Genomic DNA, 12,552 nt, shown 5'->3' with positions numbered 1-12,552 from the left:
CCGGCTCCACTGGCAGCCACGCTCCGACAGCGGCATGCCGGCCAGTGACGCGAACATCCGGCGCAGGTGGTGCTCGGTCGTGCCAAGCTGATTGGCCCACCCGTCCACGTCGACCTCGTCGACGAGGTGCTCCTCGACGAGGTCGACGAGCCGGTTGAGTGCTGCGATCACGGGGCCTCCTCCGGTGACCACTGCGACCGGGAGCAGCTCCCGAGCGCCCGACAATCGCGGTCGCATGCGGTCGGTCGAGCTGGCACTCCCCCGCAGCGCGGGTCGCACCGGACACCCGCGCCCGCTCACACCGCCGCGCGAGCGCTGACGAGGACCCGGTGGCTGCGTTGGCACGTCCCTGAGCCCGAGGCACCGACTGTTGCGCTCGAGGGGGTGGAAGCCCTAGACCTGACCCTGCGCGACCCGCCGGGGCCGCGTGTCCGTCCTCACCGTGGAGGAGACATGCAGCAGCGCCCGACCCTGACCCGCCGCAGCGCCCTGATCGCCGGTGGTCTCGCGCTCACCGGCGCGGTCGCTCCCATGCCTGCCGCCGCAGCCGCCCCGGCGGCCGAGCAGGTCGACACCGAGCCTCCGCCCCCTTCCGGTGAGCGCGGCATCACCAGCGAGCCCTGGGGGGCCACCGCAGACGGCACCGCCGTCACCCGCTGGACACTGCGCAATCACCGTGGCACAACTGCGCGCATCCTCACGCTCGGCGGTGTCCTGCAGTCGATGCTCGTGCCGGACCGGTCGGGCCGGCTCGCCAACGTGGCTCTCGGCTTCGGAACGCTGACGCCCTACCTCACCAACTCGCCCAACTTCGGCGCCGTCATCGGCCGCTACGCGAACCGCATCGCGAACGGCCGGTTCGTCCTGGACGGCGTGACCTACCAGCTGCCGCTGAACAACCGGCCCAACACCCTGCACGGCGGTCCCGTCGGCTTCGCCCGCAGGGTGTGGGGAGCGGCCCTGCCCTTCACGGCCCCCGGGGGCCTCGGCCTGCGGCTGCAATACACGGACCCGGCCGGCGAGGCCGGCTTCCCGGGCACGCTCTCGGCCACCGTCCTCTACACGCTGACCGAGGACGACGCGCTGCGGATCGACTACCACGCGACGACCGACGCGCCCACCGTGGTCAACCTGACCAACCACTCCTACTGGAACCTCGCCGGTGAGGGCTCCGGCGACATCTACGACACGCTGCTGCAGGTGTACGCCACGAGGTACGTGCCGATCAACGCATCCTCGATCCCGACCGGGGGCTTCGCGCCGGTGACCGACACGCCCTTCGACTTCACCACCCCCCGTGCGATCGGGGAGCGCATCCGCAGCTCCGACCAGCAGTTGATCTACGGGCGCGGCTACGACCACAGCTTCGACATCACCGGCGGAGGAGAGGGCCAGCTCGTGCGCGCCGCGCAGGCCACCGACCCTCGGTCCGGACGACGGCTGACGGTGTGGACGACCGAGCCCGGCGTGCAGCTCTACACGGGGAACTTCCTGGACGGCACAGTGCTCGGGACGGGCGGTCAGGCCTACCGTCAGTCCGACGGGTTCGCTCTCGAGACCCAGCATCACCCGGACTCCCCGAACCAGCCGGCCTTCCCCTCCACGGTGCTGCGGCCGGGGCAGACCTTCCGCTCGGCGACCGTGTACGCCTTCACCGCGGTCTGAGCGCCTCCCGGGCCTGCCGCCAGGTCCGGCAGACCGGTCGCGCCGACCGCTGCGTCAGCCCGCTCGCGGTCGCGCCCCCATGGGTCGGTGGCCCGCTCGCCGATCCCCGCGAGCGCAATAGCCGCCCGATCGCTGCGAGCCCGCTCAGTGCTGCCTTTGAGCGCACTGGTCGGCGGGACTGAGTGCGCGCGGTCCAGTCACGACGATGCCTGCAGTTGCGCATGCTCCGAATCGGTCGGTCGACTCATCAGCCTCCCCTAGCAGCAGCACGGTCGGCCCTCGAGCCCGAAGAACCGCCCGGCGGGACGGACCCGGCCGCCCGTTCGGGTGACGCATGGCACAGGGAGAACCGCCGGAGGCCGGCCGTCGTCTTGAGGGGCGTGATGCGAAGAAGACCCGCCCGCCCGGTGGGCGAGCTCGACGACGAGAGGCTGGTGAAGCTGGTCGCCCACGGCGACCGGGCCGCCTTCGAAGAGCTCTACGCCCGGACGTCCCCGTGGCTGCTGCTGCGGCTGCGCCGCCGCTGCTCCGACGAGGACCTCGTCGCTGAGGTCCTGCAGGACTCCTACGTCAGCCTCTGGCGCTCGGCAGGGTCGTTCAGTGCGGACGGCAGTGCCGCGGGCTGGCTGTGGACCATCGCGGCCCGCAAGCTCATCGACGCCATGCGGGCCCGGGCGCGGGCACAGCGGCCGGAGCTCGCGGCCGCCGGGTCCACTCCGTCGGCAATGCCCTCCGCGGAGGACGAGGCGTTGACCCGTGAGCTCGACCCAGGGCTGGCCGCGGCGTGGGCCGGGCTCTCACCGCAGCTGCGCGAGGTCCTGCAGGCGGTCGTGGTCGACGGCCTCACCACCCGGGAGGCATCGACCCTGCTGGGGCTTCCGGAGGGCACGGTCAAGACCCGTGCCCGCCGTGCCCGCATCGCCCTGCGCGACGGGCTGACGACCGAAGGAGGGACCGCATGACCACGTGGCACGCACCCGAAGCCCTGCTGCGGGCCTACGCCGCACAGGCGGCCCCTCCAGCCGCAGCGGTCTCGCTCGAGGCTCACCTCGACACCTGCGCCGACTGCCGCGCCCGACTGGCGCAGGCACTTCCCGCCGCGACCGCGTCCGTGCTCGCGACCGCCCGTGCGGGCGTGCTGGCCCGCGTGGCCAGCGAGCCGTCCCCGGTGCCGGCGCGGCGCTGGCGCTCCCGAGTCGTGCGCAGCGCGCCGCTGGCGTGGCTCCTCGGCTGTCTCGCGGTCCTCACCTCGGCCAGCGCCCTCGACGTGGGGTCGACGCAGCGGCCTGCGCTGGTGCTGCTCCTCAGCCCGGCCCTGCCGTTGATCGGTGTCGCCGCCGCGTGGGGAAGCCGCCTGGACCCTTACGCCGAGGTCACCGCCTCCACCCCGGCAGCCGGGCTGTCCCTGCTACTGCGGCGCACGCTCACGGTGCTGCTGGCGGTGGTGCCCGTCGCCGGCGGCGTGGGCCTGGTCAGGGGCGCTCCCGGCCCGGGACTGTGGCTGCTGCCGTGCCTCGGCGTCACCGCTGTCGCGCTTGCGCTCGGCGGCGTGGTCGGCCTGCAGCGCGCGACAGCCACGCTCGGAGCCGCGTGGGCTGCGGCGGTCGTGCTGCCCGGCATCGCCGGCACCGGCGTACCGGCCGCCGTCACCGCTCAGGCCGGCCCGTGGTGGGCCGCCGTCTGCGCCCTCTCGCTCCTCGTCCTCGTCCTGCGTCGCAGCGCGTACGCCGCGCTGCCCCGCTGAGACCCGAACTCGTTCCTGCGTGGAGAGCCCCTTGCGAACAAGGACCATCCGACCGACCACCTTCGAGCCGACCGCTTTCGCCTTTGCCGTGCGGGCCGAGTCACTCGTCGTGAACGCCGGCCGCCGCCGCGCGGTCGACGGGCTCGACCTCGCCCTCGGCACCGGGGTGCACGGGCTGCTGGGCCCGAACGGTGCCGGCAAGACGACGCTGATGCGCGCGCTGTCGACGGTGAGCCGTCCCGGCGGCGGGGCCCTCGAACTGCTGGGGGTGCCGATGTCCCCCGACGCGGACCTTGCCGTGGTGCGGCGCCGCCTCGGCTACCTGCCGCAGCACTTCGGCTTCCACCCGCGCTTCACGGTTCGCGAGCTGGTGGAGTACTTCGCCTGGCTCAAGGAGGTCCCGTCCCAGCGGATCGGGCCGGCGGCGCAGCGCGCCATCGAGCGGGTCGGGCTGGCCGACCGCGCCGGGGACAAGATGAAGACGTTGTCCGGGGGCATGGTGCGCCGCGTCGGCATGGCGCAGGCGATCGTGAACGACCCGGACCTGCTGCTGCTTGACGAGCCCACCACCGGCCTCGACCCTGAGCAGCGGGTCTCGTTCCGTGAGCTCCTGCGCGACCTCGGCAGCGACGCCTGCGTCCTCGTCTCCACCCACCTGGTCGAGGACGTCGCCGCGTCCTGCGAGGACGTCGTCCTCATGGAGTCGGGCAGGAGCGTGTTCGCCGGCAGCCTCGACGGCCTGCTCGCCGCCGACCCCGGCGCCAGCTCGGGCACGGTGGGAGACAGTGCCGTCGAGCGCGCCTACACCGCGCTGCTGCGCTCTGCCCGCGCGACGGGAGAAGGGGCATGACGCGCGTCCTGTTCACCGAGCTGCGGCGCTCTGCCGCCGGCCCACTGCTGCTGCTCGCCCTGGTCCTCAACACGGCGCTCCTCGAGTACCGCTCAGGGCACTGGCAGGGCATGGCCGCCGGCGTCACCTCGACGGCTAAGAGCAACCTGGTCCTGCTGCTCCCGCTGACCCTCGGCGCAGCCGTCTGGCACGGCGGACGAGAGCGGCGCGCGGGCCTCGAGGAGCTGGTCTCGACGACGGCGCGGCCGCTACGCGCACAGCGTCTGCCCGGTGCGCTCGCACTGCTGACCGCCGCGGTCGTGGGGGTCTCGGCGTCGACCGCGGCCTACGTCGGACGGGTGCTAGCCGACTCCGGCTACACGGGCGGGCGCTGGCCGCTCAGCGCGGCTCTCCTCGTCCTCGCCGTCGCCGCCGCAGTGGCCGTCGGCCTTGCGGTCGGCCGAGCCTTCCCTGTGCCGTTCGCCGCACCGCTGATCACCGTTGCAGGAACGCTGCTTCTCCTGATGACAGCCTACGGGCCCGCCGCCCGGCTCAACCCGGGCGCCGACCCGGCCCAGGCCTTCACCCAGCTGCGCCTGGACGTGGCCGGAGCTCAGGCCGCGCTGCTCACCGGCCTGCTGGTCGCCGGCCTGACCGCCGCGCTGGCTTCGTCCTCGAGGTCACGCGCCCTCGCGCTGGCCCCGGCAGCCGCCGGGATAGCCGCGGGGGTCGCCCTGCTGCCCGGGGGCACCAGCCCGTACGAGCCCGACCCCGCCGCCGCCGCTCCCGTGTGCACGCCCGGGGAGCCCACGGTGTGCATGACCACGCTGCACAGGTCGCTCCTCCCCCAGGTCGTCGAGCCCGCCCGGGCGACCCTGCGCCGTGCCGCCCTCGTCCCGGGCGGCCCCACCTCGGTGGTCGAACAGCCGTTCTCCTCGATCACGCAGGACCCGCGGGTGATGGTCCTGCCCGAGCTCCAGCGCTTCGAGCTCGACGGAGGACCGGACCAGGTCCGCTACCTTCTCGGGGCCTGGCAGGCGTACCGCTGGAGCGGGTGCGCGACGGACCACTCGCCCACGCCCGAGCAGCAGGCCTCGACGGATGTCGTCGCGGCGTGGTTCGCACAGAGCGCGCCCGACGAACGAGCGCCCGCCGCAGCCTCGGTCGCGCTGAGCCGGCTGAACGACATGCCCGAGGCGGAGCAGGCCCAACGCATCACCCGCATGCGCGACGCCCTGGCCCGGTGCGCCCCCGACCCGCTCACGGTGCTCCAGTGAGCGCGGCCGGCCTCCGGCTGCACGCGCGGTGGCGCGGGCTGCCCGTCGCAGCCTGCCTGATCCTGGCCGTCGCCGCAGGCGCCGGCGCGTTGCTCCACCTCACCCGCTACTCGGGCAGCGTCCACCCCGTCTCCCTCCTACTGCTCGCGGTCACCCTCGCCGCGGCCGCCGCCGGCACCACCCTCGCGGGGCCGTGCGCCGAGGTGGAGCGCAGCATGCCTCGCTTGGGTGCAGGCGAGCGGGCCTTGCACGTGGTGCTCGTGACCGCTGGCGTCGCGGTGCCACTGCTGCTCGCCGCGCAGACCTACGGGGCTTCCGTCGACGGCCTCTCGGTGGTCGTCCTGCGCGCGGCGCTCGCTGCGACAGGACTGCTCGCTCTCGGGGCGGTGCTGTTCGGCGAACGCGCGGCCTGGGTCATGCCGACGCTGTGCCTCGTTCCTCCAGTGTTCACCGGAGCGGCCGACCGGGGGTGGGCGCGATACGCGAGCTGGCCGCTGCAGGACACCACCTGGCTCCCAGCGGCAGCCGTCGCGCTGGTGCTGGCGCTGGTTCCAGGGGCTGTGTACGCGTGGCGCGGGGCCCGGCGGTAGCAACGCTGGGCAGGCCCCTCGCACGGAAGGCAGTACGCGACCGCAGGAGCCTGCTTCCCGGATGACCAGCGTCCCCAGGACTGCGGCGGCTCAGGGAAGGGTCAGAACGCGTCCGGGGTCCACGTCAGGCGGTGCTCGAATCCCGCGACCGAGACGACCAGCTCCCGGACGGTGGATGGTGGTGCCGGGCGGAAGCGGGCGAGGTACCTCCAGGGCGTGCCCGTCCCGCCTGCCTCTCCACTGTTCAGTTGGTACTGCGTGCCCCGGTCATCGTTGACCGTGAGAGGTACCTGCGCGAGCACCTCCGCCGGCCAGGAAGGCGGCGCCTCGCCCGTCTGCGCGCCGGTCTCCGTCCACGCTCGCCACTCGGCCTCGTACGCGCTGCGACGCTCGGCCGCGAGCGGTCCCACTCCCTCCAGCTCCAGTGTGACGAAGTTGTCGACCGCGACACTGACCAGTCGCAGCTCGAGGCCCTCGAACTCGACGGTCGAACCCTCGACAGGCACGCGAGCTCGTGGCACGGCAACGACGTGAACGAGGAAGACCTGGTCCGGGTCCCCCAGGTCCACGTGCGCCGTGTCCTCACTGAGGAGCGCCCGCCACTGGTCCTCGCCACCGCGGCCGTCAGTTCCGAGCACGATCGCCGACGTGGCGCTCTCGAGGTTCGTCACGACACGCACGCTAGTGAGGCGAAGGTCGAGTTGCCTTCAGCTGGCCTTCAGCCGGGATCGCGAGAACGGCTCGTACGAGCGGACGTACCTCGCCGACGTCCGCGGCCGGCAGCACTCGCACACGCTTGTGGATCTCCAGGCCGAGGGTAGGTGTGGACACCAGAACGTTCTCGCCGAGGAGGTAGCCGTGGGACTCACGGAGCGACTGGGGCGCTGGGACGACAAACGCGTGGTCTACAGGCAGGGCCAGCCCCTGAGGGAAGCGCGGCTGGGGTCCTTGATGATTTGGCGGGCCATCGGAGCGGGCCTCGCTGCCGCCCTGGTGGGACTGCTGACCCTCGTCGTCGGAAGGACAGCCGCGCTCCTGAGCGCCCTCGCCCTCGTGTGCGCCTTCCTCGTGGCGTACGTGGTGTGGCGGCGCCGGCGCAACGGAAGGATGACCGGGTCGTCGACCACCTGGCCCTCCACGTAGCCCAGGCAACAGGGACGTCGGCCTACGGGGCGAAGTGAGGAGCAGCTCAAGCAAGGCGGTGGAGGCCGGCACAGCCTCGGGCCGCGCTTCCCCGAGCCGGAGCGGCCCGTCAGTGGACGTCGGAGAACGCTTCGAGCGCCTCTCCCAGCTGCCGCGGCGTAGGCAGGATCCTGAGCGCTTCGTCGATCTCCTGATCGGCCCAGGCGCGATGCTCGCGGGAAGCATGCGGGTCGAGGGCGATGCGCAACTGCAGCCGGAGGAAGTTGAGCCGAGCCGCAACCAGCATAGAGAAGTCCGAAGCCTCGACGACGCGGCCCGGGCCACCCTCGTCGATGTACGCGGAGTACAGCTCGCGCGCGGCCTGCAGGTCGAAGGCCGGCCCGTCACAGAACCAGTCGAACACCAACTTGGCGAGCTCCCGGCCTGGCTGTGCCGGCCCGACGTCGTCCCAGTCGACCACGACCAGGGCGCCGGATGCCTCCACGAGGACGTTCTCCGGGTGCAGGTCCCGGTGGCAGGACAGGCATCGCTGCGGGTCTGTCGGCGTCACCCGCTCGCACAGGAGGGGAAGCTCGGCGAGGCGGGCGGTGAGGCGGTCGCACCACCACGCGCCCGACGTGCAGAGCGGAGACCATGACGTCAGGTCCGGAGCCCGGTCGTACCACCGGGAGGGAACGCCTCCACCGGGCTCACTCCCGCACGCCGGCGCCGACCGGTGCAGGCGGGCCAGCAGCACGCCGAGGCTCCGCGCCCCGCAGGCCGACGGCTCGATCGGCCGCACGTCGACCCAGTCGTAGAGGCGCAGCCAGCTGCCGTCGTCCCCGGGGATGACGTGACGGCCGGCCCGGTCCGGATGGCTCGCGGCGACGCGTACACCGGCTGCAGCAGCCCGCTGCATCAGATCGACCTGAGCAGCCACGGCCGCCGCGGCGGGAGGAGCTCCTACGACCTCCTTGAGGGCGTACTGGCGACCGCCCGCAGTGACGCGCCAGACACGGCCCTCAGCTCCGCGCCGGCCCGGCTCGACCCGCACGTCGCCGGTCCAGCCGTAGGCGACACGGAGTCGGGCGGCCAGATCGCTGCCGGAGCCCATCGACGGGGTCACGGCACGAGTGTCCGCTTTCGCCGTGCGGGCGTCGATCGCATTTGCCGACGACGGCCGCCCGCCCGCGCATTCACCCCGGAACAGCAAGGCCGGAGTGGTGGCTGGAGGCCGCGCGCCCGACAACCGCCAACGCGCGATCGACGACTACTGCACCCACCCGGCCAACCCGGCAATGGTCAGCCCGAGGCCTACCAGCACGGCGAGCGCGCCGCAGGCAGCCATCACCCCCGGCGTCTGCGGCACCAGGCTCGCCCGCTTCTGCGCCTCGGCGGCCACCTGATGTCGCGTCATGATGAAGAAGACCCCGAACACGACGGCAAGAGGCCCCATCACGACAGCGGCCAACTGCTCTTCTGTCACGTGCTCTCCCGCGGCGGAAGGAAGGGACGCTGCTCGGGACGCGGGTCAGGCGGGCGGTGGCACCCGCTCACGTGCGCGGCTTCTCCTCGTACGTGCCCAGAGCGCCGTTCTTCGCGAAAGCAGACCACAGGTTGAGGCCCACGATTCCTGCGACGACAGCACACCAGAACACGAGGAAGCCGACGGCCGAGCCACCCTCGTCGTGGAAGGTGCTGATACCGAAGACCAGCATCCCGACCCCGACGACAGCGCTGAGGACTGCGGCGGGCTTGCTGGGCCGATAGCGGAACGAGCTCACGCATGCCTCCAAGATCCTTCTCCAGCGGCAGCTACCCACGCCCCGGTTCGGCCTAACACCGCAGAGGCACGCGTCGATGTGCCGATGGCATCGGGGCAGCGCGCGTCGTGCGAGGTCGTTTCCCCGCTTTCTGCTTCGGGGACGAGCCGCAAGCGGAACGACATGCTGCGGTCGCCCGCAGACCCTCAGGGGAGGCTGACGAATGACCGAGGGCCAGGTGGTGTCGCTGCTCTGGGGTCCGTTCGCGGTCCTCTTCGGCATCTACTGGATACGGCATCGGCACAAGATCGCGACGACGATCAGTCCCAGCCTGCTGCCACACGGAAACCCGGCTGTCGCAGGCGCCACCGGCGTCTTCCTGGTGGTCGCGGGCGTGCTGGTCGCGGCACTGGGAGGCACGGGTGTCCTCGACAAGATCTAGTGGGTCACCGGCGCCTCCTGCCAGCAGTCTTGTCGACCGCCAGATCGCACCGACGGCATCGTCGCGAGAACTGCCGGACGTCGCCCGGATTCCCTAGGCATCGTCCGCGCACCGGCCCGGGCGATGCACGCGGACCAGCCACTCACAGCAGCAAGCCGCCCGGGGACACATCTACCGCCACCGCGCAAGCACCCGCGACGCCGCGTGACCCCTCGCTAAGGTCGACGGGTGCCGACGATCAGCGATCGGATAAGAGGCGGCCGCTTCGTCTCGGTGGAGCTGCTGCCACCGCGGACGCCGGCGGGTGAGGAAGCACTGGCCGCCGCGGTGCAGGAGCTCGCCCCGCTGAGCCCGGCGTTCGTGGCGGTGACCTACGGCGCGAACGGCTCCGACCGCGGTCGCACTGAAGCACTCGTCGAGCAGCTCGCCGGGTCCGAGGCCCTTCCGCTGCCACACCTGACCTGCGCAGCTCATCGCCGTGACGAGCTCGTCGCGCTCGTGAAGCGCTACCGCGGCGTCGGCGTGGAGAACCTGCTCGCCCTGCACGGCGATCCCCCGCTGGCCGCCACGGACGAGCTGCCGGAGGGCGAGCTGCGCTACGCGCTCGACCTCGTGCGCCTGGCACGCGAGCACGGCATGTCCTGTGTCGGCGTGGCCGTTCATCCGGAGGGCCACCCCGCGGCCCCATCGCGCGAAGCCGACCTCGCCCATCAGGCCGCCAAGCTGCGCGAGGCCGACTTCGCGCTCACCCAGTTCGTCAACCGTGCCGAGGACTACCACCGCTTTGTCGACGAGATGGCACGACGAGGCGTCACCACCCCCGTCGTGCCCGGCCTGCGCATCATCAGCAACGTGCGCCAGGCCGAGCGGATGGCGGCCATGTCGGGTGCCCCGGTCCCCATCGACCTGCTCGACCGCCTGCAGGCCGTCGATGGCGACACCGAGGCCGGCCGCCGGGTCGGTGTGGAGCACACGGTCGAGGTCTGCCGGGGCCTGCTCGACGGAGGCGCGCCCGGGCTGCACTTCTACACGATGAACCGAGCCAAGAGCACGCTCGAGGTCTGCGCAGCCCTGGGCTGGACGCGCAGGAGCCAACCGGCCTGACTGCTCGCCGTCCGGCGACGCGACGCCAGCAGCTGGCGCACGCGTGACGGCGCGCTTCCCTGCTTGGGCTTAACTCCGCGCCGATGTACAGGCAGACTTGCGGCGTGGAGCGTCAGGAGTTCGGTGCGGCGGTGCGCCAGTTGCGGGAAGCCACAGACCCGGCGACGGTCGGGCTGCCGGTGGGTGGCAGGCGGGTACGCGGGCTGCGGCGCGAGGAGCTCGGAGAGCTCGCCGGGATGTCCGCAGACTACGTCCGCCGACTGGAGCAGGGCCGCAGCCACCCGTCGGCCGGGGTGGTGAACGCCATCGCCCGTGCGTTGCGGGTCGGACGGGCGGACTACGAGCGGCTGTGCGCGTTGGCCGGATACGCCGCCGCGGACGGACAGGTGCCGACCGACCTCGGACCGGGCGCAGAGCGGCTGCTCGAGCGGTTCTCGGACACTCCGATGTTCGTCTCCGACGCGGCGATGAACCTTCTCGCGGTCAACAGCGCCTTCATGGCTCTGGAGCACTGGGACCTCACCGGCGACCGATGGGAGTGGAACATCGCCTGGCGTACGTTCTGTGCGCCTTTCACTGCTTTCAAGCAGTCCGCGGCTGACGCGACCGATCACGAAGCGGTCCTCGTGGCCAGTCTGCGGAGCGCCCTGCTGCGCTACCCGCGGGATGCGTCGCTCGCCGCCCTGGTGGACGAGCTGCGAAGCCGGAGCCGCGTGTTCGACACCTTGTGGCGGGCACCTCGACCAGTGGAGGCCTACGAGAGCAGTGCCACGTTCGTTCGTTCGGACGGTGACTCCGTCACGCTCGTCGGGAACCTGCTCGCCATCCCCGGTGACGACCTGTCGGCCCTGATGCTGACCGCGGCGCCAGGGTCGGCCGACGCGGCTCGGCTGGCGGAAGTGGTCAGCGCAGCCGACGGGCCGGCCGTCATCAAGGTGGGCCAACCCGGCCCAGGTTGATCGCCTCGGAACCTGCGACGTTGGTGACGTCTCCCCCGGGAGCACGACATCGGCACTCACGGAAGCAGGTTCAGCCATGAAGGCAATGCGTTTCTCCGAGTTCGGCGGTCCGGAAGTCCTGCGCTACGAGGACGTCGAGCTGCCCACCCCCGGCCCGGGGCAGGTCCGGATCCGGGTCGCCGCCACCTCGTTCAACGGCGTGGACGCCAACATCCGCGCGGGCTACATGCAGGGCCCGATCCCCGTCCAGCTCCCGCACACCCCCGGCATCGACGTCGCCGGCACGGTCGACGCGCTCGGGGAGGACGTCGAGACCGTCGCGCTCGGCGACCGGGTCGTCGGCTTCCTGCCGATGACCGCGACCGGGGCTGCTGCGGAGTACGTGATCGCACCGGCGGACGTGTTGACGGGAGCTCCGAAGAGCATCCCGTTGGCCGACTCCGCCGCCCTGCCGCTCGTCGGCCTGACGGCCTGGCAGGCGCTGTTCGACCACGGCGGCCTGACCGTCGGCCAGCGGGTCCTCGTCAACGGCGCCGGCGGAGCGGTCGGCGGGTACGCCGTGCAGCTGGCCAAGGAGGCCCGCGCCCACGTGATCGCCACGGCAAGCCCGCGCAGCGCCGTGCGGGTCAAGGCCGCAGGCGCCGACGAGGTGATCGACCACACCGTCACCGACGTGACCACAGCGGTGAGCGAGCCGGTCGACCTCGTCCTCAACCTCGCGCCGGTCGCCCCGGAACAGCTGGCCGCGCTGCTCACGCTGATCCGTGACGGCGGCAAGCTCGTCAACACGACGGTGTGGATGCCCGCGCCCTCCGACGCGGAGCGCGACGTGCAGGGCATCGACCTCTTCGTCCGCAGTGACGCCGACCAGCTCGCCGACCTGGTCGCCCGCGTGAGCACCGGCGAGCTGGTCGTCGACGTCGCCCAGCGGGTGGCGCTGGCCGACCTGCCTGCGCTTCACGCCCAGGCCGGCGCCGGTGAGCTGCCGGGCAAGGTCGTCGTCCTGGCGCCCTCGGCCTGACCCACGACACGGACGCACAAGCCGCGTCCACCAGAT

Annotated in this window: 15 protein-coding genes; 11 read left to right on the top strand and 4 right to left on the bottom strand. The window is 72.3% G+C overall.

Features of this window, described 5'->3' with window-relative positions:
• The first annotated feature begins 453 nt into the window (after positions 1-453).
• The 6 genes from G9H71_RS14720 to G9H71_RS14695 all read left to right on the top strand — a co-directional run bounded on the left by G9H71_RS14720 (position 454) and on the right by G9H71_RS14695 (position 6,105).
• Positions 454-1,665 carry an aldose epimerase family protein gene (locus tag G9H71_RS14720; protein ID WP_166283129.1) on the top strand — a complete coding sequence of 404 codons (1,212 nt, stop codon included), beginning with the start codon at positions 454-456 and terminating at the stop codon, positions 1,663-1,665.
• Between the two features lie 383 nt (positions 1,666-2,048).
• Entirely contained in the window at positions 2,049-2,627 is a 579-nt protein-coding gene (locus G9H71_RS14715; protein WP_166283127.1) for an RNA polymerase sigma factor, read from the top strand.
• Entirely contained in the window at positions 2,624-3,409 is a 786-nt protein-coding gene (locus tag G9H71_RS14710) for a zf-HC2 domain-containing protein (RefSeq protein ID WP_166283125.1), read from the top strand. Before G9H71_RS14715 ends, G9H71_RS14710 begins: the two co-directional genes overlap by 4 nt.
• Positions 3,410-3,440: 31 nt before the next feature.
• Positions 3,441-4,259: an ATP-binding cassette domain-containing protein gene (locus G9H71_RS14705; RefSeq protein ID WP_196792116.1), complete on the top strand. Its 819-nt coding sequence runs from the start codon at positions 3,441-3,443 to the stop codon at positions 4,257-4,259.
• Positions 4,256-5,515 carry a hypothetical protein gene (locus tag G9H71_RS14700; RefSeq protein WP_166283123.1) on the top strand — a complete coding sequence of 420 codons (1,260 nt, stop codon included), beginning with the start codon at positions 4,256-4,258 and terminating at the stop codon, positions 5,513-5,515. The genes G9H71_RS14705 and G9H71_RS14700 overlap by 4 nt, the downstream gene beginning before the upstream one ends.
• Positions 5,512-6,105: a hypothetical protein gene (locus G9H71_RS14695; RefSeq protein ID WP_166283121.1), complete on the top strand. Its 594-nt coding sequence runs from the start codon at positions 5,512-5,514 to the stop codon at positions 6,103-6,105. The genes G9H71_RS14700 and G9H71_RS14695 overlap by 4 nt, the downstream gene beginning before the upstream one ends.
• 101 nt (positions 6,106-6,206) lie before the next feature.
• Here G9H71_RS14695 and G9H71_RS14690 read toward each other — a convergent pair whose 3' ends face one another.
• Positions 6,207-6,776, bottom strand: coding sequence for a hypothetical protein (locus G9H71_RS14690; RefSeq protein WP_166283119.1), 570 nt, complete (start codon positions 6,774-6,776; stop codon positions 6,207-6,209).
• Between the two features lie 187 nt (positions 6,777-6,963).
• Here G9H71_RS14690 and G9H71_RS14685 point away from each other — a divergent pair, with 187 nt between their 5' ends.
• Positions 6,964-7,248 carry a hypothetical protein gene (locus G9H71_RS14685; RefSeq protein ID WP_166283117.1) on the top strand — a complete coding sequence of 95 codons (285 nt, stop codon included), beginning with the start codon at positions 6,964-6,966 and terminating at the stop codon, positions 7,246-7,248.
• A gap of 109 nt (positions 7,249-7,357) precedes the next feature.
• Here the strand turns inward: G9H71_RS14685 and G9H71_RS14680 are convergent, their stop codons facing one another.
• The 3 genes from G9H71_RS14680 to G9H71_RS14670 all read right to left on the bottom strand — a co-directional run bounded on the left by G9H71_RS14680 (position 7,358) and on the right by G9H71_RS14670 (position 9,011).
• Complete coding sequence (locus G9H71_RS14680; RefSeq protein WP_166283113.1) at positions 7,358-8,353, bottom strand: phosphotransferase enzyme family protein; 996 nt, start codon at positions 8,351-8,353, stop codon at positions 7,358-7,360.
• A 144-nt stretch (positions 8,354-8,497) separates the two neighbouring features.
• Positions 8,498-8,713 (bottom strand): hypothetical protein, encoded by a 216-nt coding sequence (locus G9H71_RS14675; protein ID WP_166283111.1) that lies wholly within the window; start codon positions 8,711-8,713, stop codon positions 8,498-8,500.
• Positions 8,714-8,780: 67 nt separating this feature from the next.
• Complete coding sequence (locus G9H71_RS14670) at positions 8,781-9,011, bottom strand: hypothetical protein (protein WP_166283109.1); 231 nt, start codon at positions 9,009-9,011, stop codon at positions 8,781-8,783.
• Between the two features lie 202 nt (positions 9,012-9,213).
• Between G9H71_RS14670 and G9H71_RS14665 the strand changes: the two genes are divergently transcribed.
• The 4 genes from G9H71_RS14665 (at position 9,214) to G9H71_RS14650 (ending at position 12,516) form a co-directional block, all read left to right on the top strand.
• Complete coding sequence (locus tag G9H71_RS14665) at positions 9,214-9,432, top strand: hypothetical protein (RefSeq protein WP_166283107.1); 219 nt, start codon at positions 9,214-9,216, stop codon at positions 9,430-9,432.
• Between the two features lie 228 nt (positions 9,433-9,660).
• Positions 9,661-10,536 carry a methylenetetrahydrofolate reductase gene (locus G9H71_RS14660; RefSeq protein WP_166283105.1) on the top strand — a complete coding sequence of 292 codons (876 nt, stop codon included), beginning with the start codon at positions 9,661-9,663 and terminating at the stop codon, positions 10,534-10,536.
• Between the two features lie 104 nt (positions 10,537-10,640).
• Positions 10,641-11,495, top strand: coding sequence for a helix-turn-helix domain-containing protein (locus tag G9H71_RS14655; protein ID WP_166283103.1), 855 nt, complete (start codon positions 10,641-10,643; stop codon positions 11,493-11,495).
• A 76-nt stretch (positions 11,496-11,571) separates the two neighbouring features.
• A complete protein-coding gene (locus tag G9H71_RS14650; protein WP_166283101.1) occupies positions 11,572-12,516 on the top strand; it encodes an NADP-dependent oxidoreductase in 945 nt (314 codons plus the stop codon).
• Positions 12,517-12,552: the final 36 nt, after the last annotated feature.

Origin of the sequence: Motilibacter deserti, assembly GCF_011250635.1 — a bacterium.
GTDB lineage: Bacteria > Actinomycetota > Actinomycetes > Motilibacterales > Motilibacteraceae > Motilibacter_A > Motilibacter_A deserti.
This window is presented reverse-complemented; position numbering and strand designations above follow the sequence as displayed.